Below are 25,965 nucleotides of genomic sequence, written 5' to 3'. Positions count from 1 at the left end.
TAGTCAGGAGTTTCACATGCTCTCGTCGGAGAGACAGGAATATCTGGACGCGTTCCTGCGTCCGCACGACTGCACCGCCGACGATCTCGTCAGGCAGGTCGACGACAGCTTCGGCGCACCGAAGGCGATCGTGGCGGCCGGCTCGGTCCTGCAGGGATTCGGCAACAGTTCCAGCGATCTGGACCTGCACGTCGTGGTGGACGACGGCCGGGTGACCGACTTTCCGGTCGGGTCGTACGACCTCGGGATAGCGGTCGACGTCAACTATGTTGGCCAGAGCTGGATAACCGAGGCGGCCGTCTCACTGGCCGGGGTTTTCCAGCCACCGTGCGACCGCGCCGAGTGGAAGGCGCGATATCGGCGGCTCAACCAGGTCGGCCGGTTCGCGCTCGGACAGGTGCTGACCGGTGAGCCGGCCTGGCGCGACTGGTGTGCTTCGCTGGCCGACGGTTATCCGCGGGCGGCACTGGACTGGTGGCGCGCCGAGACGATCCGCTATCGCACCGCCGCGCAGCTGCTCCAGGCGACCAACCCGCCGCTGGCCGCGCAGCGCTTCTGTGAGGCCGGAATCGCCTGCCTGAACGGAATTGCCGCCGCCGGCGGTGAGCCGTACGTCGGCCAGAAGTGGACCGGACCGAAGCTGGCGCGGATCGGCCGGCCGGACCTCGTCGAGGTTTTCTCCGACCTGCTGGCCGTTCCGTACGAGCCGGGTCAGGTTTCGGACTATCTCAAGAGAACTCGTGCCATTGTCGACGATCTCAGCGCCGGCTGGTCACTGCCGGTCGATCCGGTCGTGGTGCTCTCACCGGCGGCCGGTGTGCAGACGTGGAAGGTGCGCGACCGGCATTTGGTGCACCGGTGGGGACTGCGCGGCATCGAGGTGAGCACGGCCGAGCCGGCGATGTGGATATCCGAGCAGCTCAACTGGCGCGGCCCGGTGTCCGAGCTGCCGCCGTTGGCGGAGCGGCTGGTGGCCGACGGCCTGGTGTGGCTGGCGATCGAGGAGGCGGCGTGAACATCCGTACGGTGACCGAGCCGCGCAGGTGGGCCGCGTTCCACTGTTTCGGCATTTACGAGGTGTTGTTGGAGGTCCAGGCGAGTGTCGAGGACCTCACCGGTGCGCTGGACGCCGGCCAACTGGCGGTGGCGAAGTATGCCGGTCGTACGATCGTCCTGCACACCGCCGGCATCCGGTCGTTGCTGGCCGGCGGTTTTCCGCCGGACAAACCGGATCCGCTGGCCGATCCGTTCGCAGGACTCAGCGAGTCGGAGACCGAAACCGCGTTGCGGCTGGCCAGCGATCTCGCCGCGGCCGAGGACATCGCGTCCGCGCGGATCGCGGCCGACCGGATTTTCGACCACGTCAGGGAACTTGAAACGAGCCTGGGGTTCGACCAGAAACCGGGCTCGGTACGCAGGCCGGAGGGGCTGTTTCCGGCCCTGCGATTGGCACGCGAACTGCTGCCGGTCAACCGCGGCGCACATCTGCCGCTGGCCCTGCCAGGCACCTGGCTGCCGGCGGAGCCGGCCCAGGACGGCGCCTCGCATTCATAGAGAAGACCGCACCACCACCGGAGACAGCTATGCCTGTTGCAGATCCTGAGACCTATCGCGAAATGCTCGACCGGGCCAAGAGCGGCGGCTACGCCTACCCGGCGATCAACGTCACGTCGTCGGAGACACTCAACGCCGCGTTGCGCGGTTTCGCCGAGGCCGGCAGCGACGGAATCATCCAGATCACCGTCGGCTCCGGCGAGTTCTGGTCCGGCGACTCGATACGCGACGCCGTCGGCGGCGCGGTGACCTTCGCCGAATGCGCCCGGTCGGTGGCCAGAAACTATCCGGTCACCGTGGCGTTGCACACCGATCACTGTCCCAAGGAGAAATACGAGGGATTCCTGCTGCCGCTGCTCGCCGAGTCACGCCAGCGGCACGCGGCCGCCGGCGGTCCGCTCTTCCAATCGCACATGTGGGACGGCTCCGCCCTGCCGCTGGAGGAGAACCTGGCGATCTCGGCGCGGTTGCTGGCGCTCGCCGCCGAGGTCGACGCGATCCTGGAGGTGGAGATCGGTGTCGTCGGCGAGGAGAACGCCGGGCTTTCCGGGATAACGGAGGAAAAGCAGCTGTCCACTCCGGAGGACGCTGACCGGGTCGTCGACGTGCTCGGCATGGGTGAGCGCGGTCGCTATCTGCTGGCCGCCTCCTTCGGCAACGTACACGGTGTCTACCGCCCGGGAAACGTCAGCCTACAACCGAAAGTGCTGGAGGTCATCCAGCGCCACATCGCCGAGCGGACCGGCATCGAGTCGCCGTTCGACCTGGTCTTCCACGGCGGGTCGGGATCGGATCCGACCGCGATCGAGGAGGCCGTCTCGTACGGCGTCGTGAAGATGAACATCGACACCGACACGATGTACGCGTTCAGCCGCGCGGTCGCGCATCACGTGCTGAGCAATTATGACAAAGTGTTGCGTGTCGACGGTGAAATGGGGTCGAAGAAGCATTACGACCCGCGTGCTTTCCTGCGCCCGGCGGAAAAGTCGATGGCCAACCGAGTGGCCGCCGCGTGCCGGCAGCTGGGGTCCGCTGGCCGTGGCCTGCTGGCGGCGACCTGGCCGGGACACGTACGTGCTTGACGAGGACATGTCGCAGCTCGCCGACCAGCAGACCTGGCGGACGCTGACCACGCAGCCGGAGAAGTTCCGGATTTTCACCCACGACAGCGCTTTTCGGGAGAGCTGGCGGACCGCGCGGCAGCTGCTCGGTCCGGACGCCGCCTGGTATTTCCAGCGGCTCGCGGTGCTCACCGTCAAACCGGACGGGCTGCTGGCTGGCCGGCTGGCCGAATGCGTGCGTTTCCTGGCCGGTCACGGGCTCGTGCCGGTGCAGGCGATGCGGTTTCGCTACCAACGGCCGATGACCCGCGAACTGTGGCGCTATCAGTGGAACATCGCCACCCTCGACCGGCTCGCGCTGTCCGACCTGCTCCACCAGCGCAGGGATTCGCTCACGCTGGTGCTCGCCGACCGTACGGCCGGGCCGATTCCGGCCAGCTCGCGGCTGGCAACCCTGAAGGGATCGGCATTTCCGGCCGCTCGCGAGGACTGGCACCTGCGTACGGTGCTCGGCGCGCCGAACCGGCTGATGGTGCTGGTGCACTGTCCGGACGAGCCGATCGACATCGTACGCGAGCTGGGGATCGCCTTCGATCCGCCGCGGCTCACCAGGATTTACCAGCAGTGGCCGGACATTCTGGCTGACGGCGTGGAAAACGCGGTGCCGGTGGAGGTGTCGGAGCCGGTCACCGAGACGTACACGCTGAATGCCGGAGAGGCGGCGGCGATCGTACGACGCCGGCTCGCCGCGGCGACCGGTGAGAAAACCGCCGCCGAGCGCGCAAACCTGCGGTTGACCGCGGCCGAGTCCGGTGTGGCGCCGCTGGACTGGCAGGAGTGGCAACGCGAACTGCGGCTGGCCGGTGTCGACACCGCGAGTTGGCCGGTGTTGCTGGTCGCGTCGCAGCACATCCAGCACGACATTCCCGGCGGCACCTGCGTTGTCAGTGGCACCGGCCGGCGGATGTGGATGAACGGCGAGGGCCGGATGCTGCCGCAGCCCGGAAGCGTGCTGGCAGGTGTCCGATGACGGACGCGTTGCGTCAGGTGCGCGCTCATCTGTCGCCGCCACTCGCGCTGGCGGGAAAACTCGCCGGTGGTGGTGCGGTGGAGAAGTCGGCAAGCGGCTGTCGTGTGGAGTTGTCGGACGGCCGGCGACTGCTGGACTTCGGCTCGTACGCGGTGCCGCTGTTGGGGCATCGGCATCCGGAAGTGCTCGCTGCGGTGACGCGGCAGCTCGCAGCGATGCCGGTTTCCACGCGTACGCTGGTGAATCCGATGACGGCGGCGGCAGCGGCGGCGATCGTGGAGTATTTCGATGGCCGGTTGCCGCGCGTCCACTTTGGACTGAATGGTGCGGACGCTGTCGAGGTGGCGGTGAAACTCGCCCGACTGGCGACCGGACACACCAGGGTGGTCGCGGTCGAAGGTGGCTATCACGGAAAGTCACTCGGCGCTCTCGCGCTCACGCACCACGAACATTTCCGGCGAGGCCTGGAAAACGCGCTGTCCGAGGTCTTACATGTGCCGGCCGACGATCCTGACGCGGTCGCGAAGGCACTCGCGGACGGACCCGCCGCGGCACTGGTTTTCGAGCCTGTGCAAGGAGAGAACGGTGTCGTGCCGCTCGATCCGGCGGTGTTGGCGAGTTGGTGCGACGCGGCTCGGAGTGCTGGCACCATGGTGATAGCCGACGAGATCCAGGCCGGCCTGCGCCGTTGTGGTCCTCGGTCGCCGGCGCTGGCCGTCGGCCTGGACGTGGACGCGCTCCTGGTCGGAAAGCCGCTCGGCGGAGCGGTTCTGCCGATGTCCGCCGCGGTGATGAGCGAGCGACTTTTCCGTCCGCTGGCGCGTGATCCGTTCCTGCACACCGCCACTTTCGGTGGCAATCCACTGGGGTGTGCGGTCGTGCCGGTCGTATTGGACCTCATCGAGGCGCATGCGGTGGACGGTGCGCGTATCGAGGTGGAAATGCGTGACGGACTCGCAGCCGTACGGGCAAAGCATCCTGACGCGATCGCCGGCGTACGCGGCCGTGGCCTGCTGTGGGGTGTCGACCTCGCGTCCGCGGCGCTCGCCGGCGAGGTGCTGGTCGAGGTCGCGCAACTCGGCCTGATCGTCTCGCCGTGCCTGAGCCGGCCGGCCACGATCCGGTTGCTGCCACCGATCGTGGCATCCACCGCGGAGGTGGCCGAAGCGCTGGAGCTGTTGGAAAACGCGATCGCACGAGCGAGCGCGACCGTCTCCGGATTGGCTTCGTGATGGACGATTTCTTCGCAGCGGCCGACATTCTGTGGCCGGACGTGACAGCCGACATACCGGCCGAGTTGCTGACGACGATCGCGGCGGCCGCGGCGGCCGCGGATCGCGACGGTCGTCCGTCCACCGCCGGCATCGCCGCCCTCAAGTCGGCCGGCTGGCCGGGTCTGGCCGTGCCGAAGGAGTTTTCCGGTGGTGGCGCTGGGCTCCTGAAATGCTGTGCGGCACAACGAAAACTGGGGATGGTCGACCCAGGTCTGGCGATCGCGGTCAACATGCACCTGTTTTCGGTCGGCCTGATGGTCGAGCACTGGCGCCGGCGCGCCGACACGGCATGGCTGCTGATGGAGGCCATCGCGACGCAGAACCGCCTGCTCGCCTCGGCTTTCGCCGAACCGCAGCTGGGAGGATCGGTCGTCCGGTCCACGTTGCGCGCTCGCCGCGACGGCAAGGGTTGGCGGGTGAGCGGCACCAAGGCGCCGTGTTCGCTGGCCGCCGATGCCGACCTGATCTGCCTGCAGATGCAGAGCGAACCGAGCCTGGACGGTCCGGACGAGTTGCTGGTGGCGATGCTGCCGACGCACGCACCTGGCCTGACCGTACGCGAAACCTGGGACACGCTCGGCATGCGCGGCTCGGCCTCCAACACCATCCTGATCGAGGACTGCTTCGTCCCGGACGACCTGGTTTTCTATCGCGCGCCAGTGGAAACCGAGTTGGACGACGTGGTGGCGGCCGGCGTCGTGTGGTTCAGCCTCACCAGCACGGCCGTCTACATTGGACTCGCCGAGGCGGCGCTGCGTGACGCGCGGCGGCTGCTCGATCGCATGCGGATCCGTCATCTGGACGCCAGCCGCGCCGAACTTCCGAGCTATCAGGCGGTCGTCGGTGACGCGACCGCGGATCTGCTGGCGATCGAATCGGCTTGCGGCGGACTCGCTGCTCGGATGGATACGGGCGCCGATCCGGTGGAGTTGCTGCCGGCGGCGCTGGCGGTGAAACAGCGTGGCGTCGAAGCGATTCCGGCCGCCGTGGAGCGGCTGATGGAGGCCTGCGGCGGTGCCGCGTACGCACGTGCGACCGGACTGGAGCGGTTGTGGCGCGACAGCCAGGCGATCCGCTTCCATCCGCCGACCAGGCCGGCCGTCCGGCAGTTTCTCGGCCGCACCGCGCTCGACCTGCCGGCCGGCCTCGACCTGGACGAAAGCGCACCGGCTTTGGGCAAGTTCGAAAGGAAAAACGGATGACCCGCGAAGAACTTTCCTCGATCGTACGGACGAAGGTCGCCGAGGTGGTTGGCGTCGAGCTCGACGAGATCACCGAGCGGACCGCGCTGGACACCGACTATGGCGTGGACAGCCTGGAACTGCTGGAAATCGGCGCACGCGTGGAGAAGGCGGTGAACGTCCGGATCGGTGTCGGCGACCTGATCAAGGCGGAGACTGTCGGCCACGCCGTCGACCTGCTCGCCGAGCGGCTGCTGGTCGCCGGACCGGCGGCATGACGGCCACCGGCCGGCCGGACCGGCGCCGGGTCGCGGTGACCGGCGCCGGCGTACGCGCACCTGCCGGCGCGGACGTGGAGTCGGTTTTCGCCGCAATGCTCAAAGGTGAGTCGCTGGCCGCGCCGGTGCCGGAGTTGGCGGCTGCGGAACTGCCGGTGACCTTCGCCTGTACGGTGCCCCCGCCACCGGCGATGGACGACTACTTTCCGCCGAGAGAGCAACGGAAAACCGATCGCGCGACACAGCTCGCCGTCGCGGCGGCGCGAGACGCGTACGTCGATGCCGGTCTCACCGAGGTCGATCCGGACCGCGCCGGCGTCAGCGTCGGCAGCGCGATGGGAGGCATTTCTTCCACCGAGGAGGCGGTTCTCTCGTACGGCGCGAGTCCTGGCGACTACCCGGCTTTCACCGTGGCACGGATCATGCCCAACTCACCGGCCGCGCGGATCGCGCTGCAGCTCGGCTTTCGCGGCCCATGCACGACACACGTGACGGCCTGCGCCAGTGGCACGGACGCGATTGGCGCAGCCGCGCAGAAAATCCGGCATGGCGAGCTGGACTGTGCCATCGCGGGCGGCGTGGACACTCCGGTGACCGTCGGCATCATGGCGTCTTTTGGCCGGCTTCGGGCGCTTTCCTCGCGTGTCGACGACCCAGCCGCTGCCTCGCGACCGTTCGACGCTGACCGCGACGGTTTCGTGATGGCTGAAGGCGCCACCTTCCTGGTGCTGGAAGACTGGGATCTGGCGCAGCGGCGCGGCGCGCGTATCTATGGCGAGATCGCTGGATATGCGAGCAACTGCGACGCTTTCCACATCGTCGCGCCGGCGGCCGAAGGTGTGGTCGCGGCGCGATGCATGACGACCGCGATCGCCGACGCCGGCCTCACGCCGGCCGGAGTCGGTCATGTCAACGCGCACGGCACGAGTACGGTTCTCAACGACCGCGCCGAAAGCGCGGCACTGCTACGCGTCTTCGGCTCGGCCGGGCCGCCGGTGACCGCGCCGAAGTCGGTCGTCGGCCACATGATGGGTGGAGCCGGTGCGTACGAGGCGCTGGTCGCGTTGTTGTCCGCGAGCCGTGGCGTCGTGCCACCGGTCGCCAACTTTTCCGCTCCTGGCATCGAAGAGCCGATCGACGTGGTGGCCGGTGAGGCGCGGCTGGTCGGTCCGGCTCCGGCGCTGTCCAATTCTTTCGGCTTCGGTGGCCACAACGCATGTCTCGTCCTGGTGCCGGCTCGATAGATGTCTCCGCGGAAGAGGAAAACAGCGTGAAACGCAGTGTGCTGGTGACCGGTCCGGACGGTGTGGTCGGCAGCGAGGTGATGGCGCGGCTGGCGATCCGGCCGGATCTGGACTGCTACACGGTCAGCAGACGCAGACCGGGACCGCGGCGGATCGGCTGGCACATCGGTCGAGAACCGATGCCGGAGCAACTGCGCCGGCACTGGGACGTGGTCGTTCACCTCGCCGCGTCGACGCGCTGGACGATGACGAAATCCGAGGCGGAGCAGGCAAACATCGCACCGATCGCGGCGATGCTCGACCTGGTCGACGAGCGGACGCATCTTGTGCACGTCTCCACCGCGTACGTCGGCGGCTATCGCACCGACGATGACCTGGTGTCCGATGAGTTCGGCGGTTTTCGCAACGGCTACGAGTGGTCCAAGGCTCAGGGCGAGGAGCTGGTACGGACGCGACATGCCGGCCAGCTCACGGTCATCCGGCCACCGCTGATCCTCGGCCGTCGCGACGACGGTGGCATCAGCCGGTTTTCCGGACCGTACAGCCTGTTGCAGGCGTTGGTGTCCGGCCTGGCCGCGGTCGTGGTCGGAGATCCCGGCGGATACGCCGAAATCGCGCCGGTCGATCAGGTGGCCGAGGCGGTCGTCGCGGCTGTCGACGGCAATTGCCGGCAGCAGATCGAGGTGGTGGCCGGCGGCACGGCCAGCCTGCGGCTGGACGATCTGCTCACGCTTTCACTGGAAACGCTCAACGACTGGCGGGTGGCGCACGGCGTGCCACCGCTGGAACGGCCGCCGATCGTGTCGACCGAGCGCTGGCACCGGTTTTTCCTGCCGCTGGCCGAACAACACCTGTCCGAGGTGCAGCACAGGGCGGTGCAGCTGCTCGGCATGTTCGAAAGCTACACGAGCATGATGGAGCCGTTCGAGCCGACCAACCAGGTGGTGGATCCGGCCGAGGTCCTGCGCCGGTCCGTACGATGGTGGGCTGACAGCAAGCCACGGCTGGCCGCGCGGCTGCCGGAGCCGTGGGCCTTGGTCGCGGCATGACGACCACCGCCGTCATACGAGTGCGTGGTGGTCGTCCGCTGCACGGATCGGTTACGCCACAAGGGGCGAAAGGCACTGCTGTCCTGCTTTTCGCCGCCTCCCTGGCATGCGCGACCGACGTACTGCTCGACCGGGTGCCAGCCATCTCGGACACGGCCGTTTTCGCCGAGCTGGCGACCAAACTCGGCGCCGCTGTCGAACGCGGCGACGACTGGTTGCGGATCAGCGCCACCATTCACAGGTCCACTGTGGACGGTCAGCTCGGCCGAGCGCTGCGTGTCACGCCGTCGCTGGCAGCGGCCGTGCTCGCTCGCACCGGTCAGGTGGAGTTTCCGTTCCCTGGCGGCGATGCCTTCTGCGCGCGACCGATCGATCGCCACCTGGACGCGATGCGTGCGGCTGGTGCGACGGTCGACATTGTCGGCGGCACCGTACGTGCCAGGTTGGCAGGCGGTCGTGTCCGGCCGTTCAAGGCATCGGCCGGCACGCCGTACGGTCCAAGCGTCGGCGCGACCGTCACCGCGCTGGTCCTCGCCGCGTGCGCGTCCGGAACGTCGCTTGTCACGGAAGCCAGTCCAGAGCCGGAAATCGATCGGACGGTGGCATTTCTGCGTGCCGGCGGTGCCCGCGTCGAGCCACGTTTCGACGGCGCGTACGAGCTCACCGGCGGCGGAATCGTCCACGGTTCGCGGCAATGCGTACCAGTTGACCGCATCGAGGCAGGTACGCTCGCGATCGCCGCGTTGGTGACCGGTGGTTCGGTCATCTTGCGATCCTGCGCGGCCGCCGATCTTTCCGCGCCAGTGCGGGACTTCCTGACGACCGCCGGCGGTCGTGTACGTGATGTGCCGGACGGTGTCGAGATCGCCGCGGTCGCCACCGGCATGGCGGTCGACTTGGAGACCGGTCCGCGCGTCGGCTTTCCGACCGACCTGCAGCCAGTCGCGACGGCCGCGCTTTCGGGGCTCGCTGGCCGTTCGACGGTGACCGAGCGGGTCTATCGGAGCAGGGACAGCCACGTCCCGGGTTTACGCGAGTTCGGCGCGGATATTCGCGTCGACGGGCCGGTGGTGACCGTACGCGGACCGCGCGAGCTGATGCCGGCCGCGGTGACCGGCTCCGATGTTCGTTGCGTGACCTCGTATCTGACCGCCGCGTTGACCGCAGACGGAGTGTCGACGGTCGGCGGCCTCGCTCACCTGGACCGCGGTCACGCGGACCTGGTCGGCCAACTCAGCGCGCTCGGCGCCGACGTGGTCCGGACCAACTGATCCAGGAAGGACGGGAAAATGGGGATGCGCGAGCCGATGCCTCATCCAGGTGTGCTGATCGCCTTCTGTGGCATCGACGGATCCGGCAAAAGCACACAGGTGCGGTTGGCGGCGGAATGGCTTGCCGTCAGCGAAAAAGTCACCGTCCTGCGGCCGAACACCGAGTGGTACCGGCGGCAGGATCCGGTCATCCGGTCCTATATGGACGGTTCGATGTCGCCGGAGCAGCGCCACGATATGGTCGCGGAGCTGGCGCTTTTCAGTGCCGCCGACCGCTATCGGCAGACCAGGACCGAGGTGCTGCCACGGCTGGCCGCCGGCGAGATCGTGCTGATGGACCGCTACGTCCACACGTCGTGGACCTGGGCCATCGCCAGAGGACTCGACGACGCCGCCTGGCTGGCCGAGCTGAACAGGTATTTTCCACCGGCTGACCTGACGATGTGCTTCGACGTCGACGTTTCGACCGCACGCCAACGGATCCTGGCCAGAGGTGAGCTGCCGCGCTGGGAGGAGCAGGACACCGAGCGGATGCGACGAGTACGCCAGGCGTTCCTGGACCAGCCGTGGGGGACCAGCGACACCTACCACATCCTGGATGCCGAGCAGCCGGCCGACGATCTCGCGATCATTGTTCGCAAATTGGTTGGCCAGACGCTGCGGAGCCGTGACCATGGTCGGTGAGCCACCGCGTACGGCCGCCGTCATGCTGGTCGACCCGGACGGTCGCGTACTTTTGCAGTTGCGGGACGGCAACGCACCGGTCGGCAGGCACAAATGGGCCGTGCCGGGTGGCGGCGTGGAGCCGGGCGAGCACCCGGAGTCGGCCGCGCGGCGAGAGATCCGCGAGGAGACCGGCATCGAGCTCACCGGGAAACTCGAGCTGTTCTGGTACGGAACGCGCGCATTCAGCCTCGATCACCCGCTGGAGTGGTTCGTCTACTGCGCGCCGACCGCCGTACGCCAGGAGGACGTTGTCGTCGGCGAAGGCGCGGCGATGGTTTTCGTTCCGCCGCAGGACATCCAGGCACTCGACCTGGCCCAGGGTGCTCGGCACTTCCTGACGCTCTTCCTGGCGTCAGCGGCGTACGACCAACTACGGAGGCGATAGCGCGGATGCGGGTTCCCGACTGGTGTTCGGACAGTCCGGAGAAACGCGTCGTGTTCGGCAGCGATCCGTACGTCGTCGAGACCTGGCGAGAGCTGCCGGCCGGCTGGCTGCCTGCGACGACTTTTCTGTTGCTACGACCGGAAGCGATCGTCGCACGCGTCGGGTGCACTGTCCTCGGTCGCGCGCGTTCGGCCGGTTTCACCCCGCTGACGGCCGTGCCGATACGGTTTGACCGGCGGATGGTCAGAGAAATCTGGCGACACGATCTCAACGGCACTCCACCGTCGCGGTTGCGCTTGCTGGATTTTCTCCTCACCGCCGGCGATTGTCTGCTCGTCGTCGTTCGCCATCCGGATGACGCGGCGCGCAGATTGCGGGCGTTGAAAGGTCCGAGCCAGCCGAGAGACCGGCGACCACACCACCTGAGGTCGCTGCCTGGCGTCTCGCAGGTCGGCCCGCTGACGTATGTCCACACGCCGGACGAGCCGATCGACGTCGTACGCGAATTGGGGATATTCCTGGACACCGAGCAACGGCGGCGCGTCTTCGCCGCGACCAGCGACGACGTCGTACGCACACTCACACAACTTGAGAATGCCGTGGAATACCGGGACTTCTCACTGGAGCCTGCCTTGGATCGGATCAGGCCGTACGCGCCGAGTGACCTCATCGGCGAAGACGCTGCCTGGCTGCGTGTGCAAGACAACCCGCGGATCAGCCGATGGGACGCGGTGGCTGTCGCCGCGCACAGCTGCGCCGAGCGAAACTCCGTGCCGCCGACGTATGTCTGTCTTCGTGACGAGTTCGCCAAACTGGCCGGAGCGCGTACGTGACGGCCGTCGGCGCCTCGACCGAGCTGGCGGTTCAGATAACCGGCGGAGTCCCGCTCTGCGGCCGGGTCGCCATACAGGGCTCGAAGAACACCGCACTCAGCTTGTACGCGGCAGCCTTCGCGATGAACGCGGCCGTGACGCTGACGAAAGCTCCGGCGGTGGCGGACACGGCAGCGGTCATCCGGATCGCGACCGGTCTCGGCGTGCCGGCCGGCTTCAACGCCGGAGTGTTCCAGTTTCCGGCCGCGGAGCTGACGTCCGGAGAACTTGATCCACTGATCGCAAGCCGGATCCGGCTCAGCATCAGCATCGCCGCGGCCGTGTTGGCACGCCGCGGAACGGTCAGTTTTCCGTTGCCTGGCGGCGATGGCTTCTGCGAGCGTCCGATCGACCGCCACCTGGCGGCGATGTGCGCCGCCGGCGCCACTCTGCGGGAGACCGGCGGACAGCTGGTGGCCACACTGCCGAGAGGGCGGCCGCAGGCGTTCGATTTCTCCGCACTCACGCCGTACGGGCCGAGCCTCGGCGCGACGCTGAGCGCGTTGTTGTTGGCAGCGCATGCAGACGGCATCTCGGTGCTGCGTCATCCCAGTCCTGAGCCGGAAATCACGCATGTCTGCCGGTTTCTTCGTGCTGCCGGTGTGGCGATTCGCATGGGCCCACGCGGAACGTTGCTGGTGGCCGGCACCAGGCGGATGGCCGAGGTGACCTACTGCGTGCCAGCCGACCGGATGGAGGCCGGCACACTCGCGATCGCGGCGGCCGTCACCGGTGGCGCGATCGCTCTGGACGGCATCTCGGTCGACCAGCTTCCGGCCGGCTTTCGCGAGTTTCTTGGCGTTTCCGGCATCCGGTTGGCCGACACCGGCAATGCGCTCACGGTCAGCGGCGTGGCATCGGGACCAGGACAGACGATCGTGACCGGACCGCATCCGGCCTTTCCGACCGATCTGCAGCCGCCGGCGACCGTCCTGCTGGCCCGCCTGCGCGGCCGGTCCCGGATCGTCGAACGCGTTTTTCCGCGCAGAACCAGCCATTTGCGCGGCTTGGCCGAGTTTGGCGTCAGATCCAGCGAAACCGGCCATGCCGCTGAGGTCGCCGGCGACACCCGGCTGACCGGCGCGGATGTCGTCGGCACCGACATCAGGTGCGCGGTCGCGTACGTGCTCGCCGCGTTGGCGGCCGACGGCGACTCCACTGTCGCCGGTGCGTATCACCTCGGCCGTGGACACGAGGATCTGCCAGGAAAACTTCGCGCGCTCGGGGCGCGGATCCGGTGACCGGGATGCTCGTTTCCTTCTGTGGGCTCGACGGCTCGGGGAAGACGACGCAGGTCCGGTTGCTCGCCGACCGGCTGCGTACGGCCAAAGAGGTGTGCGTGCTCCGGTCGACGACGCCGGCGTACGCGGCGGACCCGGAGGTGGTCAGGTTTCTCGCCGGTGATACGCCGGACGCCGACATCCCCGGTGTGCTCCGACATGTCGGCATGTTGTCGGCCGCTGACCGGCTTCGGCAGTTTCGTACGGAAGTCCGGCCACGGCTGCTGGACGGCTGCGTGGTGATCCTCGACCGGTTCGTCTTCTCCGCGTACGCGTGGGCCGTCGCGCGCGGTTTTCGCGATCTGCGGTGGCTTCGCGAGCTCAACCGCCACCTGCCGACGCCCGATGTGAGCATCGTGCTCGACGTCGACCCGCTCACCGCGCTCGGCCGGCTGCGGGCACGTGGTGACCAGGCTCGCTGGGAGGAGCGCGACCTGGCGCGGGTGGCGGCCGTACGCGCGGCGCTGTTGACCCAGCCGTGGGGCCGGACGCCCGGTTACTGGGTGCTCGACGGCAGCCGGCCGGCCGGCGAGCTGGCCACCGAGATCGCGGCGCTGGTGGCCGCGGCGGCCGGAGGATGGATGATGGACGCATGACGAGTTTGACCGCCGGTGAGGCCACCGCACGCGCTGCGCTGATTTCCGTCCGCCGTTATGTCATCGACCTCGACCTGACGGCCGGCGACGAGACGTTCGCGTCCAGCTGCCGGATCAGCTTCGACGCGGCCAGGACCGGCGTGTCGACGTTCGTGGAGATCGCCGGCGAGCTGACCGCCGCGCTGCTCAACGGCGAGCCGCTGGATCCCGGCAGCAGAGCCGAAAACCGGTTGCCGTTGGCCCTGGAACAGACCGAGAACGAGCTGCGGATCGAGGCGGTGCTGCCATACTCGCGGACCGGCGAAGGCATCCACCGGTTCGTCGATCCGGCCGACGGCCGGGTTTACCTTTACGCACAGAGCTTTCTCGCCGACGCGCAGCGGATCTTCGGCTGTTTCGACCAACCCGACCTCAAGGCGCCGCTGGTGGTGCGCGTACGCGTGCCGGAAAGCTGGACGGTGATCGGCAACGAGCGCGGCAGCCAAACCGAGCCGGGTGTGTGGCAGTTTGCCGAGACCAAGCCGATCCCGCCTTATCTGTTCTCCATCTGCGCCGGCGAATACCACTCGATCCACGACGAGCACGACGGCATCCAGCTCGGCCTGCACTGCCGCGCGTCGCTCGCCGACGCGCTCGACCCGGACACCGACGAGCTTTTCACCGTCACCAAGCAGTGTTTCGACGCCTATCACCGGATGTTCGAGCAGCGCTATCCGTTCGGCGACACCTACGACCAGGTCTTCGTGCCGGAGTTCAACGCCGGAGCGATGGAAAATCCCGGTTGCGTGACGTTTCGGGACGAGCTGCTCTTTCGCTCCGCGGTCACCGACGCCGAGCGTGAGCTGCGTGCCTGCGTGGTCGCGCACGAGATGGCGCACATGTGGTTCGGCGACCTGGTCAGCATGCGCTGGTGGGACGACCTGTGGCTGAACGAGTCTTTCGCCGAGTACATGGGATACCGGGTCGTCACCGAGGCCACCAGGTTCGAGAACAACTGGGTCGAGTTCGGCGTCAACCGGAAGATGTGGGGCTACGAGGCGGACCAGTCGCCCTCGACGCATCCGATCTCGTCACCGGTCGCCGACACCGGCGGCGCGCTGACCAACTTCGACGGCATCTCGTACGCGAAAGGCGCCTCCGCGCTCAGACAGCTGGTCGCCTGGCTCGGCGACGAGGCGTTCCTGGCCGGCATCAACGACCATTTCCGCCGGCATGCGTACGGCAACGCGGCGCTGGTGGATTTGTTGGCGGCGTGGGAAAACAGCAGTGGCCGGCCGTTGAAGGAATGGTCGCGGTCGTGGCTGGAACTCTCCGGTGTCAACACCTTGCGGCCGCTGGTCGAGACCGACGCGGACGGCGGATATTCCAGCGTACGCATCGAACAGTCCGGCGCGGTCCCGCGGCCGCATCGGATCGGTGTCGGTCTTTATCGTCGCGACGATGACGTCGTACGCCTCGACCGGCGGTTGGAGGTGGATCTCGATCCGGTCGCGCACGGCGACATCACGCCGTTGCCACAGTTGACCGGTGTGCCGGCGGCGGACATCCTGCTGCTCAACGACGGCGACCTCACTTTCGCCAAGATCCGCTTCGACGAGCGGTCGGCCGCCGGCCTGGTGGAGCTGCTGCCGCTGGTCGAGGATCCGCTGACCCGCGCCGTGATGTGGGGCGCCGCCTGGGAAATGGTGCGCGACGGCCTGCTGCCGGCGAGCACGTACGTCGACATCGTCGCGCGAGGGGTGCGGCGCGAGACGCATCCGGCGGTGCTCGACCGGCTGCTCAACTCGACCCGTGCGTTTCCGGTCGATCGCTGCCTTTCCGGCGACGCGCGCGTGGCCGCGTTGCGGACTCTCGCGGTGGCATATCGAGAATTGGTGGAAACGTCCGAGGCCGGCGGCCCGCGGCAGTTGTTCGGAGCGCGCGGAATGGCGCGCGTCGCGGTCGACGAACCGGATCTGGAGCTGATCGCCGGTTGGCTTGCCGGTCGCGGCATTCCAGCGGGACTGCGGCTGGACGACGAGTTGCGCTGGGCCGTGCTGCGGCGGCTGGTGATCCTCGGCCGTGCTGGCATTTCCGACATCGACTCCGAGCTCGCGCGTGACGGCAGTGCGCACGGCGCCGTACACGCGGCCGGTTGCCGCGCCGCTCTGCCGACCAGCGCGGCGAAAACCGCCGCGTGGGCCAACCTGACCGGCGAGGAGAAGCTGTCCAACCGCATCATGGAGGCGATCGCGCTCGGTTTCTGGCAGCCGGAGCAGGCGGAGCTGACCGAGCCGTACGTTCAGCGATATTTCGTTGACATGCCAGGAGTTGCCGCCAGCCACACCGAATGGATGGGGCTGATGCTGGGGAAATCAGCCTATCCGCGGTTTGCCGTCGACGAGCGTACGGTGGCGGCCGCGGACCAGTTGATCGCGACCGGTCCGCCGGCCGGACTGCGCCGAGCGCTGGTCGACATGACACACGACATGCGGCGGGCACTCGCCGCGCGAACCGCGTTCCCGGACGGCACTGTCCACTGAGGACGGTTAGGATCGGCTATCCTGAAACAAATAAGGGTAGCCGATCCTAGTTACTCTTCGTGAGCGATCCCGAGTACTCTGCCGACCATGGCTGAGAAGGACACCTCGAAATTCGTTGACCTGCTGCACGAACAGATCAAGAACGAGTTCAACGCGCACCAGCAGTACGTGGCGCTGGCCACCTGGTTCGACGCGGAGGATTTGCCGCGGCTGGCCAAGCATTTCTACCGGCAGGCGCTGGAGGAGCGCAACCACGCGATGATGATCGTGCGGTATCTGCTCGACCAGGGGATCAAGGTGACCATCCCCGGCGTCGACCCGGTGCGCAACGACTTCTCCTCGCCGCGCCAGCTGCTGGAGTTGGCTCTGCAGCAGGAAAAGGACGTGACCGCCGATATCGTACGGCTGGCCAAGGCGGCCCGCGACGAGGGCGACTACATCGGCGAGCAGTTCATGCAGTGGTTCCTGCAGGAGCAGGTCGAGGAGGTGGCGCAGATGAGCACGCTGGTCAACGTGGCCTCGCGCGCCGGAGACAACCTGTTCGACGTGGAGAACTTCATCGCGCGCGAGTCCATCGGCGCCGATGACGGCGGCGGCGCCAACGCGCCGAAAGCCGCCGGCGGCGCCATCTAGCCTCGATCTTTCGCGTGGGAGTTGAGTGACTGTTTGGCTGGTTGTGGGGTCTGTGTGTTTGTTTGTGGCAGGGCTGGTTTCCGGCGCTGTGTCGCCGGTTCTCCGGTCCTGGTTGTGGGGTTGGTTCGTCGTTTTTAGCTGGGTTGTAGGGATTTCCAGGCGTTGTCGATGAGGTGGTTGAAGGGCCAGTTGCGGGGTAGTCGTAGGCGTCGTCGTCGGCCGCTGTGGATGATGCGGCCGGCGACGGCCAGGATGCGTAGCCGTAGGCGTTTGGGTTCCCAGCGTCTGGCGGGTTGGTGTGTGTCCCAGGCCAGGGTTTGGGTCCAGGCCAGCAAGTCCGCCGCTAGTGCGGCGATTTCCAGCCAGATCTGGTTGTGGGCGTATCCGTGGAAGGGCAGGTTGCGCATGCCGGTGTCTTTCTGCGCGCGGATACGGTCCTCGCAACGGGCTCGTTGCCGGTGGCGTACTTCCAGTGTGTCCAGTGTCCAGCCGGGGCCGTGGGTGTTGGTGGCGAAGCAGGTGATGCGCCACCCGTCCTGGTCGGTGAGGCGTAGTTGCGCGCCGGGGTGTGGTCGTTCCCGGCGGGCGATCACCCGCATCCCGGCTGGCCATTGTTGAGGACCGGGTCGGGTTGCCGGGGTCGGGTCGGGCATCCATCGCGTGAGCTCGGCGACCTGCGCGCCCTCGCGCGGCTGGCCGTCACCGTCAACAGCCGGTCTCCAGGCCTGCGGCGGGATAGCCTCCATCGCGGCTTTGACCGTTTCATGGGCCGGGAATCCGATCGAATACTCCAACCCCAGATCGGTGATGTGATGCAGGAACGCCTTGGAACACGCGCCGGAATCGGCACGGACCAACACCTGCGCGCGCTCGCCTTCGGGCAGCTGGGCCAGCGCCAGATCCAGAGCCTGGACATGGTCCTGCTTGTTCCACGGTGAAGCGTTGCCAGGACGCAGTTGCAGCACCAGGCTTTCTCCGGTCCCGTACTGGCCATGGTCGACGAACGCGCACATCGGCGCGAATCCGAACCCGCGTTTGTGGGTAGCGCAGGCACGTTCTTTGTCCGAGTGCGCGGTCACCAATGTCGAGTCCAGATCGATGATGACTTGGCCGCCGTCGCGACTACCCGCACGGCCGGCCAACGGCCGGCGCCGCTTCCAGACCGCGCACCGCGCCTGAGCCCGCGCGGACCGGATCGCCGGCAGGACAGCATCAACATCGCCAGCCAACGTGCTGACCAGCCGCGATATCGTCGGATCGCTGGCCACCGGCCCGAACAGTCCAGGTTGCGCCCGGACCACGCTCACATCCGCTAAACAGTCACCGCCGAGCGCAACCGCGGTCGCCAGGTCGCAAACGATCTTCCCCGGACCGTGGCGGACCCGGCGACCACGCCACGGATCAAGGGCTACCGACAACGCTCGCCGCACACCTGACAACCGGATCGTCTGCCGTAACAACAGTCCGCCAGCAGAGGACACCAACGACTCGCGAGCCGGATCCAGAACCAACCCGCCAACCCTGTTAACCTTCACCTACGGAGTGCCTTCCAGTGCAGTGACCCTTGAGACGTCGCAATCCCAAGTTTCCCGCACTGGACAGGCACTTCCGTGCATTTCTAGGCCGTGTCACCGGCCAACAGATGAAAGCCCGAGGCTAGGGCCTGTCTCCATATTCCGCGGAGCGATAGCCGAGTCCAAACGGCGCCTGACGGCACGGCGACACCGCCCACGTGGCGCCGGGAGCTGGCGGCCGCCGCCGGCTCGGTGAATCCGAGCAGCTCGTCCTTGCCGCGTACGTGGCAGTAGAGCGTCGGCGACTGGACGCCGAGTTTCGCGGCCAGCCGGCGTGTCCGACTCGGCCGCCGGCTTCACAATCGGATTCCGATTGGGTGGTGCCGCGTACGTGGTCGGCAACGCGCTGGGATCCTGGCGTTCTGGTTGCGCCCGGGCTGGATCCGCATCCCGCTGGTCATGTGGACGGTGGTCATCGAGCGCTACGGACCGGCCGGTGTGCTGCCGGCAGCGGTCATTGACGGCGGCGGTGCTCTGCTGGCGCTCCTGCTGCTGGCCGTCCTGGTCCTGCGCCGTCGTCCGTGGGGTCGACCAGCGCGCGTACGGTCGCCGCGCATCCCCAGCCGAGGGTGATGCCGGCGCCGGAGTGGCCGTAATTGTGGATGAGCATGGTGTCTCGCCGCGGATCGACCTCCAGGCGTACGGACGGACGCGCCGGCCGCAGTCCGACGTGTACGCCGAGGATCGCGCAACCGGCCAGCCGCGGCACGATTTCGGTGCAGCGCTTGACGATCGCCGCGGTCACCGCGGGATCCGGCGCGGTGTCCCACGCGTCCGCGTCGGCCGTGCCGCCCAGGATGCAGTCGTCGCTGCGCGGATGGACGTACGCGCGGCCGGCTGGATGCTGCTCGTCGCGGACCGACTCGGTCAGGCCTGGATTCGCCACGCGTACGACCTGGCCGCGCACCGGGTGGACGGAGTCGTCCGCGCACAGCTCTCGGGCACCAAGGCCGGTGCAGTTCACGATGACGGAGGCGAGGCCGTCGAGCTCGTCCAGCGACGCCAGCCGGCGGCGCTCGATCGTGCCGCCGAGTCGGTGGAACCAGCCGACCAGCCACCGCAGATGCACCGGCATTTCCACCAATGGCACCGAAAAGCGATACGCGCCAGCGTATGGCGGCTGGCCGCCGGTGAGCACCTCGACGCCGCCGACCGCGGCGGCCCACCACGGCTGGCCGTCTGGCCGCGCGCGCAGCAGTTGGCGGCTGTCGCGCATGACGACACCTGGCACGCCGGCGGCGGCCATCTCGCGATAGGTGGCGAACGCCGTCGCGGCCCAGTCGAGCACGCCGGCCCGTGGCCCGAAACCGGTCGGATACCAGATCGCGGCGGCCAGGTTGGAGGTCGAGCGCTCCGGCGGATCGGCGGCGAGGACGCGTACGCGATGGCCGGCCTCCAGCAGCCGGACCGCCGTGGTGAGTCCGACAATCCCGGCGCCGACCACCATAATGTCCACGGCTTGCCAGCCTAATGCGTCGCAATCAATTTTCATGGCCCGCAAAGGTCACGCAACCGCTTGACACGCCGGCCCGCGGGCTCGTGTACTGCTGCAAAGTGTTCACCTTCAGGAGGCTCGTGGTGCACAAAAATTCCCTCCGATGTGTCCTCGCGGCCGCCGTCGTCGCCGGCACGTCGGCCGCTCTGGCGCTGACGCCGCTCGCGCCGGCGGCGGCGGCCGACACGGGGTTCCCCGACGACTTCCACGCCTGGACCACCTACGCCGACTTCTTCCGCGGCACCGGCGAGCACGTACGCCCGGCGCTGTCCGGCGACGGCGCGGTCACGCTGACGCCCGGCCAGGACGCCGGCAGCTGGACCTCTCCGTGGTATTCGCCGAAGGGCGGCTTCAACGAGCTGGTCGCCTCCTGGCAGATCGACACGCCGGCCGGCAGCTGGGCCGAGATCGGCATGCAGGCGCGTACGTCCACCACCGACAGCCAGTGGTACGTGATGGGCGACTGGGCCTTCGACACCTCGGCGATCACCAGGCACTCGACAGACGGGCAGAAGGACGCGGTCGGCCTGATCAGCACAGACACCTTCTTCACCCGCAGCGCGCCGGCCGGCGGCAACCCGACGTCGTACCGGTTGAAGGTCACCCTGCACGGCACCAAGTCGGCGCGACCGGTGCTGCGTCAGGTCGGCGCCGTCGCCGCACTGCCGCCGGCCGCCACGCCGACCGTCACCAGCACGCCGATCCAGAAGCGCGCGGTCGAGCTGAAGGTGCCGTCGTACTCGCAGGAGACGCACCACGGCGAATATCCGAGCTTCGACGGCGGCGGCGAGGCGTGGTGCAGCCCGACCTCGACGTCGATGGTGTTGTCGTACTGGAAGAAGGGGCCGAGCCAGCAGGACATCGCCTCACTGCCGGCGGACCCGGTCTTCGACAAGAACAACCGCGCCGACGGCATCGTCGACTGGTCGGCCATCCACACCTACGATTCGGTCTACCAGGGTGCCGGCAACTGGCCGTTCAACACGGCGTACGCCTCCGCGTACGGCCTGGACGGCTCGGTGCGGATGTTCACCTCGCTGCGTGACGCGGAGAAGTGGCTGCGCCGCGGCGTACCGGTGATCGTGTCACTGCACTGGGACAACACCTCGCCCGACCCGCGCGACCACCTCGACGGCTCGTCGATCAGCGGCACCAGCGGCCACCTGGTGACCCTGGTCGGCCTGACCGCCAGCGGCGACGCGATCGTCAACGACCCGGCGTCGCCGACGAACACGGAGGTGCGGCACGTCTACAAGCGGTCGCAGTTCGAGTACCGGTGGCTCGACTCCACCAGCGGCGTCGGCTATCTGATCAAGTCTCCCTGGATCCGCGGCTAGCGGTCTGCTGGGTCCGCATGGCCACCATGCGTGCGTCCAACGCACGCATGGTGACCATGCGGTCATCCGGTCGAGACGGCTCCGGCGGCCGACTTCTCCAGCCACTTGTCCCACGACAGGGTCCAGTCGGTCCAGCCGTCGTTGGCCTTCACCGGCGACCCGGTGTTGCGTACGACGATCGGATCGCCGACCTGCAGGTTGCGATAGAGCCAGTCGGCCGGCGTCGGCGCCACGTTGATGCAGCCGTGCGACACGTTGGTGTTGCCCTGCTGGCCGACCGACCACGGCGCCGAGTGGATGAACTCGCCACCCCAGGTCAGCCGCTCCACGTCGTTGACGTTGGTCTTGTAGCCGCCAGGCGAGGATGCCGGCACTCCGTACGTGCCGGAGTCGAAGACCGCGGTCGGCCGCTTCTCGATGATCAGCAGGGTGCCTTCGGAGGACGGATGCTTCGGTGAGCCGAGGCTGACCGGCAGGTTTTTCACCGTCTTGCCGTCCTGCGTCATGACCAGCCGGTGCGTGCTCGCGTCGGCGGTCAGCCGCTGGTCACGGCCGATCTTGAAGTCGACGGTGATGTCCGTACGGCCCCACTTGCCACCGCCGAGGCTGACACCGGCGGTGTCCACGGCGAGGTGGATCTTGGTGCCGCCGGCCCAGTAGTTCTGCGGCCGGAAGTGCAGCTCGGAGCTGCTGATCCAGCCCCACGCGCCGGTGCTCGGCGGGGTGGTGGTGACCTTCAGCGCCTTCTCCAGCGCGGCGCGCTGCGCCTTGTCGGTGAGGCCGCCGTTTGGCAGCTTCAGCACGATCGGCATGCCGACGCCGTACGCGGCGCCGTCGCCGTTGAAGCTGGTCACGCGCACCGAGTTGGACCCGGACGGGGTCGCCGCGGTGGTGAAGGTGCCGACCGTGGCGGCCGGCTTGCCGGCCTCGGTGGCCTGCACCGTGTACGTGGAGCCGAAGGCGAGCTTGCCCTTGCTGGTCCACTTGTTGCCGCTGAGCGTGCCGTCGACGGTGTCGCCCTTGGCCGACTTGACGGTGACGGCGGACAGCGTGCCGTTGCTGACCGTGACGGTCACCGGCTCGGCCGGTGCCACCTCGGTCGCGCCGCTCTTCGGGGTCATGGCGAAGCTGGCCGCGGCCGGCGGCTGCGCTCCGTTGCTCTTTCCGCCACCCTGGCCGCCACTGGAGCAGGCGGCCAGAGCGACCACGAGGGTCAGACTGATGGCGCCGAACGACGCTGTTCGTGAAAACCTCACGCCTCCATTGTGCAGCCCCGGCCGACAACATCGACCCGCTCGCGCCGCTCCATCACACACATGTGACAGAAAACGTCCGGATTGTCACTGAACGGGGGGCTTTGCTGTCGTGCTTTACGTCACTATCGTGGATGGACTTGGTCGTCACCGACGGCAGCGGCGCCGTGTGAACAACGAGTCATGCCGGTCATGACGAAGGGAAGATGCCTCATGCGAATCAACGACATCCTCCGTGGCAAGGGCACCGAGGTCGCCACCATCACGCCACAGGCACCGATCGCACAGCTGCTCACACTGCTCGCCGCGCACAACGTCGGCGCGCTGCCGGTGGTCGCCAGCGACGCGAGCGTGGACATCAGCTCCGGCAGCCATCCGGTCGTCGGCATGGCGTCGGAGCGTGACGTCGTACGCCGGCTCAACGACAACGGCGTCGGCCTGCTCGACCGCCCGGTCGGCGACATCATGTCGACGACCGTCACGACCTGCCGGCCGGACGACGCGGTCGACGACATCATGCGGGTGATGACCAACCGGCGGATCCGGCACGTGCCGGTGGTCGAGGACGGTCAGCTGGTCGGCATCGTCAGCATCGGCGACATCGTGAAGAGCCGGATCAGCGAGCTGGAGGAGCACCGCTCGCATCTGGAGGCGTACATCGCCAGCGGTGGCTGACGGCCGTACGTTTGTGGGGCTGCTGTTATCGATGTGAATTGTGTCGTCAGCAGTGGCAAATGTTTTCATGCGTCGCGCGTTTTTCGCCGGAGTCGTCACATCCGGTACGGAATATTTGGTCCGGCCGGGAAGTAAGGTGAACCGTGTGATGCGCTGCTTCGGTCGAACTCCAGAGTGTGCTGCACGGCTTCGGCCGGTGAGCCGTGGTTGAATGGGACTCGGAATCACAACAGTGTGATTTGCCGCTGCCCCTCTCGGCCGCACCGGTCGGTGTGGGTCTGCGGGAAAGGCACTACGACAGCTACGAAGACCCGCCGCACACGACGTCGACGAGGACGAGGAGCGAGATGGACGCCGCGGTCAACAGGCTGCCTGACGAGCCCGATGCCGATGCCGTCGATCCGGCTGCCGAGGATGCCTCCGGCCTGACCCGGCGCGAGCGCGAGGTGCTCGCGTTCGAGCGCAAGTGGTGGCAGTACGCCGGCGCCAAGGAGCAGGCCATCCGCGACCTGTTCAACATGTCCGGCACGCGCTATTACCAGGTGCTGAACGCGCTGATCGACCGTCAGGAAGCGCTCGCGTACGACCCGATGCTGGTGAAACGCCTGCGCCGGTTGCGTGCCGCGCGACAACGCGCCCGGTCCGCGCGCCGCCTCGGCATCGAGCTTTAGGAAAACCTCCCCGAAAACGTCGTCCCGACTTGTAGGCTCCTGCCTGTTTGGCAACTGCGTCCGCCAAGAGGGGTCCGCCAAGAAGGGGTGGCCGTGCCGCGCCGATTTCTCGTCCTGACGATGGCCGTGTTGGCCAGCTTGTTGATGATCAGCCCGGCCGCGTCCGCGGCGCCACCGCCGTACGTGCACGGCACCGAGACCCAGCCGGTGTACTCCTACCAGAAGGCCATCCGCGAGGCGGTGTGGGTCGAGATCCCGCTGGACAGCGACCGGGACGGCAAGCTCGACCGGGTACGAGTCGACATCGTACGGCCGAGTGAGGCGGCCAGCGCCGGCCTGAAGGTGCCGGTGATCCTGGAGGCCTCGCCGTATTACGCCTGCTGCGGCCGCGGCAACGAGAGCGAGCTCAAGGGCTACGCCGCCAACGGCACGGTCGACGCGATGCCGCTCTACTACGACAACTACTTCGTGCCGCGCGGCTACGCGTTCGCGGCCGTCGACCTGACCGGCTCCAACAAGTCGCAGGGCTGTCCGGACGTCGGTGGCCCGGCCGAGATCCTCGGCGCGAAGGCGGTCGTCGACTGGCTCAACGGACGCGCGCGCGGCTTCGCGGCGGACGGCAGCGCGGTCACCGCGAGCTGGACCACCGGCCGGGTCGGCATGATCGGCAAGTCGTGGGACGGCACGATCGCCAACGGTGTGGCCGCGACCGGCGTACAAGGGCTCGAGACGATCGTGCCGATCTCGGCGATCTCCAGCTGGTACGACTACCAGCGCTTCGGCGGTGTGCTGCGCTCGCCGGACTACGTCACCTACCTCGCCAGCCTGGTCAACGGCCGCGGCTCGACCTGCGCCAAGCCGATCGCCGACGCGCAGGCGGCCAGCGACGACAGTACGGGCAGCTACAACGCCTACTGGCAGGCCCGCGACTATCGGGCGAGCGCGAGCAAGGTGCACGCGAGCGTCTTCGTCGTACACGGCATCAACGACCTCAACGTGACCACCTCGCAGTTCGGCCGCTGGTGGGACGAGCTGGCCGCGCGTGGCGTGCCGCGCAAGATCTGGCTGTCGCAGCAGGGCCACGTCGACCCGTTCGACATCCGCCGCGCCGACTGGGTCGACACGCTGCACAAGTGGTTCGACTTCTGGCTGCAGAAGCTGCCCAACGGCATCATGTCGCAGCCGCAGGCCTCGATCGAGCTGCCGTCCGGCCAGTGGACCACCGCGCGGACCTGGCCGGCGCTCGGCGCGGTCGGCAAGCCGGTCTTCTTCGGCAACGGCGACGGCAGGACCGGCACGCTCGGCAGTGTGCCGTCGCTGGCCACGCGTACGGTCGTCGACGACCCCAACCTGACCGAGGCGACCGCGGTCGCCAACCCCAACCAGCCGACCGGCTCGCGCGCGGTGTTCCTGTCCGGCCGGCTGACCCGCGACCTGCGGATCTCCGGCATTCCGCAGGTGACGCTGCGGGTCAAGGTCAGCAAGCCGACCAACGAGCTGACCGTACGGCTGGTGGACTACGGCCAGCAGCATCGCGTCGACTACCTGTCGTCGGGGTCGGGCGTACACAACCTGACGACAGAGTCGTGCTGGGGACCGGCCACCGCGACCGACAACGCGTGCTATCTGGACACCGCCGTCGACTACGTGGACAGCGACACGATGGTGTTGACGCGCGGCTGGCGGGACGCGGCGCATTACCAGAGCCTGCGGCTGGTGACGCCGCTCCAGCCTGATCGCTGGTATGACGTGCCGGTGCCGATGGACGCGTACGACACGGTCGTCAAAGCCGGTCACGTGCTCGGCCTGGTGGTCGCCGGCAGCGACACCGAGAGCACGTCGCCGACCAGCACCGGAGCGACCATCCAGGTGTCGCTGCTGGGCAGCTATCTGCTGCTGCCGAGCATCGGCTCGCTGCCGTCGGTGCGTACGGCTCCGCAGGTGGTCACCGCACCGCAGAAGCGCGCGTTTTCCGAGCCTCTGCGCCGCGGCGACTTCCGCTAA

At 67.9% G+C, this 25,965-nt stretch carries 24 protein-coding genes; 21 read left to right on the top strand and 3 right to left on the bottom strand.

Features of this window, described 5'->3' with window-relative positions; genetic code table 11:
• Window positions 1–16 precede the first annotated feature (16 nt).
• The 17 genes from GNX95_RS34695 to GNX95_RS34615 all read left to right on the top strand — a co-directional run bounded on the left by GNX95_RS34695 (window position 17) and on the right by GNX95_RS34615 (window position 16,956).
• Window positions 17–1,015, top strand: a complete 999-nt coding sequence (locus GNX95_RS34695) for a hypothetical protein (RefSeq protein WP_163511855.1) — start codon at window positions 17–19, stop codon at window positions 1,013–1,015.
• Window positions 1,012–1,554, top strand: a complete 543-nt coding sequence (locus GNX95_RS34690) for a hypothetical protein (protein WP_163511854.1) — start codon at window positions 1,012–1,014, stop codon at window positions 1,552–1,554. The genes GNX95_RS34695 and GNX95_RS34690 overlap by 4 nt, the downstream gene beginning before the upstream one ends.
• Window positions 1,555–1,583: 29 nt before the next feature.
• Window positions 1,584–2,636: a class II fructose-bisphosphate aldolase gene (gene fbaA / locus GNX95_RS34685; RefSeq protein WP_163511853.1), complete on the top strand. Its 1,053-nt coding sequence runs from the start codon at window positions 1,584–1,586 to the stop codon at window positions 2,634–2,636.
• A complete protein-coding gene (locus tag GNX95_RS34680) occupies window positions 2,629–3,645 on the top strand; it encodes a hypothetical protein (protein WP_163511852.1) in 1,017 nt (338 codons plus the stop codon). Before fbaA ends, GNX95_RS34680 begins: the two co-directional genes overlap by 8 nt.
• Window positions 3,642–4,877 (top strand): aspartate aminotransferase family protein, encoded by a 1,236-nt coding sequence (locus GNX95_RS34675; RefSeq protein ID WP_163511851.1) that lies wholly within the window; start codon window positions 3,642–3,644, stop codon window positions 4,875–4,877. The genes GNX95_RS34680 and GNX95_RS34675 overlap by 4 nt, the downstream gene beginning before the upstream one ends.
• A complete protein-coding gene (locus tag GNX95_RS34670; RefSeq protein ID WP_246281887.1) occupies window positions 4,877–6,121 on the top strand; it encodes an acyl-CoA dehydrogenase family protein in 1,245 nt (414 codons plus the stop codon). The genes GNX95_RS34675 and GNX95_RS34670 overlap by 1 nt, the downstream gene beginning before the upstream one ends.
• Window positions 6,118–6,378: an acyl carrier protein gene (locus GNX95_RS34665; protein WP_163511849.1), complete on the top strand. Its 261-nt coding sequence runs from the start codon at window positions 6,118–6,120 to the stop codon at window positions 6,376–6,378. Before GNX95_RS34670 ends, GNX95_RS34665 begins: the two co-directional genes overlap by 4 nt.
• On the top strand, window positions 6,375–7,622 hold the full coding sequence (locus tag GNX95_RS34660) for a beta-ketoacyl-[acyl-carrier-protein] synthase family protein (protein WP_163511848.1): 1,248 nt from the start codon (window positions 6,375–6,377) through the stop codon (window positions 7,620–7,622). The genes GNX95_RS34665 and GNX95_RS34660 overlap by 4 nt, the downstream gene beginning before the upstream one ends.
• A gap of 26 nt (window positions 7,623–7,648) precedes the next feature.
• Entirely contained in the window at window positions 7,649–8,671 is a 1,023-nt protein-coding gene (locus GNX95_RS34655; RefSeq protein WP_222854138.1) for an SDR family oxidoreductase, read from the top strand.
• On the top strand, window positions 8,668–9,942 hold the full coding sequence (locus GNX95_RS34650; RefSeq protein WP_163511846.1) for a UDP-N-acetylglucosamine 1-carboxyvinyltransferase: 1,275 nt from the start codon (window positions 8,668–8,670) through the stop codon (window positions 9,940–9,942). Before GNX95_RS34655 ends, GNX95_RS34650 begins: the two co-directional genes overlap by 4 nt.
• Window positions 9,943–9,960: 18 nt before the next feature.
• Window positions 9,961–10,626, top strand: coding sequence for a dTMP kinase (gene tmk / locus GNX95_RS34645; protein WP_163511845.1), 666 nt, complete (start codon window positions 9,961–9,963; stop codon window positions 10,624–10,626).
• Window positions 10,616–11,053, top strand: coding sequence for an NUDIX domain-containing protein (locus GNX95_RS34640; RefSeq protein WP_163511844.1), 438 nt, complete (start codon window positions 10,616–10,618; stop codon window positions 11,051–11,053). Before tmk (GNX95_RS34645) ends, GNX95_RS34640 begins: the two co-directional genes overlap by 11 nt.
• Before the next feature lie 5 nt (window positions 11,054–11,058).
• Complete coding sequence (locus tag GNX95_RS34635; protein WP_163511843.1) at window positions 11,059–11,886, top strand: nucleoside-diphosphate kinase; 828 nt, start codon at window positions 11,059–11,061, stop codon at window positions 11,884–11,886.
• The gene (locus GNX95_RS34630) at window positions 11,883–13,166 is read left to right on the top strand and encodes a UDP-N-acetylglucosamine 1-carboxyvinyltransferase (protein ID WP_163511842.1); all 1,284 of its coding nucleotides are present in this window, start codon (window positions 11,883–11,885) and stop codon (window positions 13,164–13,166) included. The genes GNX95_RS34635 and GNX95_RS34630 overlap by 4 nt, the downstream gene beginning before the upstream one ends.
• Window positions 13,167–13,171: 5 nt before the next feature.
• Window positions 13,172–13,801: a dTMP kinase gene (gene tmk / locus GNX95_RS34625; protein WP_246281885.1), complete on the top strand. Its 630-nt coding sequence runs from the start codon at window positions 13,172–13,174 to the stop codon at window positions 13,799–13,801.
• Window positions 13,798–16,323 carry an aminopeptidase N gene (gene pepN / locus GNX95_RS34620; protein WP_163511840.1) on the top strand — a complete coding sequence of 842 codons (2,526 nt, stop codon included), beginning with the start codon at window positions 13,798–13,800 and terminating at the stop codon, window positions 16,321–16,323. The genes tmk (GNX95_RS34625) and pepN overlap by 4 nt, the downstream gene beginning before the upstream one ends.
• An 87-nt stretch (window positions 16,324–16,410) precedes the next feature.
• A complete protein-coding gene (locus GNX95_RS34615) occupies window positions 16,411–16,956 on the top strand; it encodes a ferritin (protein WP_163511839.1) in 546 nt (181 codons plus the stop codon).
• 134 nt (window positions 16,957–17,090) lie between these two features.
• On the opposite strand, the gene GNX95_RS34610 is transcribed toward GNX95_RS34615, so the two are convergent.
• Both GNX95_RS34610 and GNX95_RS34600 read right to left on the bottom strand, forming a co-directional pair.
• Window positions 17,091–18,491 (bottom strand): IS1380 family transposase, encoded by a 1,401-nt coding sequence (locus GNX95_RS34610; protein WP_281356868.1) that lies wholly within the window; start codon window positions 18,489–18,491, stop codon window positions 17,091–17,093.
• Between the two features lie 493 nt (window positions 18,492–18,984).
• Window positions 18,985–19,977: an FAD-dependent oxidoreductase gene (locus GNX95_RS34600; protein ID WP_163512114.1), complete on the bottom strand. Its 993-nt coding sequence runs from the start codon at window positions 19,975–19,977 to the stop codon at window positions 18,985–18,987.
• A 131-nt stretch (window positions 19,978–20,108) separates the two neighbouring features.
• Between GNX95_RS34600 and GNX95_RS34595 the strand changes: the two genes are divergently transcribed.
• Window positions 20,109–21,362 carry a C39 family peptidase gene (locus tag GNX95_RS34595; RefSeq protein WP_163511838.1) on the top strand — a complete coding sequence of 418 codons (1,254 nt, stop codon included), beginning with the start codon at window positions 20,109–20,111 and terminating at the stop codon, window positions 21,360–21,362.
• Window positions 21,363–21,424: 62 nt separating this feature from the next.
• Here the strand turns inward: GNX95_RS34595 and GNX95_RS34590 are convergent, their stop codons facing one another.
• Window positions 21,425–22,618 (bottom strand): L,D-transpeptidase, encoded by a 1,194-nt coding sequence (locus tag GNX95_RS34590; RefSeq protein WP_163511837.1) that lies wholly within the window; start codon window positions 22,616–22,618, stop codon window positions 21,425–21,427.
• A 210-nt stretch (window positions 22,619–22,828) separates the two neighbouring features.
• Between GNX95_RS34590 and GNX95_RS34585 the strand changes: the two genes are divergently transcribed.
• From GNX95_RS34585 to GNX95_RS34575, 3 genes are all read left to right on the top strand, one after another.
• Entirely contained in the window at window positions 22,829–23,290 is a 462-nt protein-coding gene (locus GNX95_RS34585; protein ID WP_163511836.1) for a CBS domain-containing protein, read from the top strand.
• Window positions 23,291–23,637: 347 nt separating this feature from the next.
• Window positions 23,638–23,961 (top strand): nucleoid-associated protein NapA, encoded by a 324-nt coding sequence (napA, locus tag GNX95_RS34580; protein WP_163511835.1) that lies wholly within the window; start codon window positions 23,638–23,640, stop codon window positions 23,959–23,961.
• 93 nt (window positions 23,962–24,054) lie between these two features.
• A complete protein-coding gene (locus GNX95_RS34575) occupies window positions 24,055–25,965 on the top strand; it encodes a Xaa-Pro dipeptidyl-peptidase (protein ID WP_222854135.1) in 1,911 nt (636 codons plus the stop codon).

It is taken from the genome of Fodinicola acaciae (genome assembly GCF_010993745.1).
Classification (GTDB): domain Bacteria; phylum Actinomycetota; class Actinomycetes; order Mycobacteriales; family HKI-0501; genus Fodinicola; species Fodinicola acaciae.
Note: the sequence above shows the minus strand (reverse complement) of the source record. Positions and strands in the feature narration are given on the sequence as shown.

What these genes read in the sequence shown, in the direction of transcription:
- GNX95_RS34695 (WP_163511855.1), top strand. Translation starts at nt 17, where the DNA reads ATGCTCTCGTCGGAGAGACAGGAATATCTGGACGCGTTCCTGCGTCCG.
- fbaA (WP_163511853.1), top strand. Translation starts at nt 1,584, where the DNA reads ATGCCTGTTGCAGATCCTGAGACCTATCGCGAAATGCTCGACCGGGCC.
- GNX95_RS34675 (WP_163511851.1), top strand. Translation starts at nt 3,642, where the DNA reads ATGACGGACGCGTTGCGTCAGGTGCGCGCTCATCTGTCGCCGCCACTC.
- GNX95_RS34670 (WP_246281887.1), top strand. Translation starts at nt 4,877, where the DNA reads ATGGACGATTTCTTCGCAGCGGCCGACATTCTGTGGCCGGACGTGACA.
- GNX95_RS34665 (WP_163511849.1), top strand. Translation starts at nt 6,118, where the DNA reads ATGACCCGCGAAGAACTTTCCTCGATCGTACGGACGAAGGTCGCCGAG.
- GNX95_RS34660 (WP_163511848.1), top strand. Translation starts at nt 6,375, where the DNA reads ATGACGGCCACCGGCCGGCCGGACCGGCGCCGGGTCGCGGTGACCGGC.
- GNX95_RS34650 (WP_163511846.1), top strand. Translation starts at nt 8,668, where the DNA reads ATGACGACCACCGCCGTCATACGAGTGCGTGGTGGTCGTCCGCTGCAC.
- tmk (WP_163511845.1), top strand. Translation starts at nt 9,961, where the DNA reads ATGGGGATGCGCGAGCCGATGCCTCATCCAGGTGTGCTGATCGCCTTC.
- GNX95_RS34640 (WP_163511844.1), top strand. Translation starts at nt 10,616, where the DNA reads ATGGTCGGTGAGCCACCGCGTACGGCCGCCGTCATGCTGGTCGACCCG.
- GNX95_RS34635 (WP_163511843.1), top strand. Translation starts at nt 11,059, where the DNA reads ATGCGGGTTCCCGACTGGTGTTCGGACAGTCCGGAGAAACGCGTCGTG.
- tmk (WP_246281885.1), top strand. Translation starts at nt 13,172, where the DNA reads ATGCTCGTTTCCTTCTGTGGGCTCGACGGCTCGGGGAAGACGACGCAG.
- pepN (WP_163511840.1), top strand. Translation starts at nt 13,798, where the DNA reads ATGACGAGTTTGACCGCCGGTGAGGCCACCGCACGCGCTGCGCTGATT.
- GNX95_RS34615 (WP_163511839.1), top strand. Translation starts at nt 16,411, where the DNA reads ATGGCTGAGAAGGACACCTCGAAATTCGTTGACCTGCTGCACGAACAG.
- GNX95_RS34600 (WP_163512114.1), bottom strand. Translation starts at nt 19,977, where the DNA reads ATGGTGGTCGGCGCCGGGATTGTCGGACTCACCACGGCGGTCCGGCTG.
- GNX95_RS34585 (WP_163511836.1), top strand. Translation starts at nt 22,829, where the DNA reads ATGCGAATCAACGACATCCTCCGTGGCAAGGGCACCGAGGTCGCCACC.
- napA (WP_163511835.1), top strand. Translation starts at nt 23,638, where the DNA reads ATGGACGCCGCGGTCAACAGGCTGCCTGACGAGCCCGATGCCGATGCC.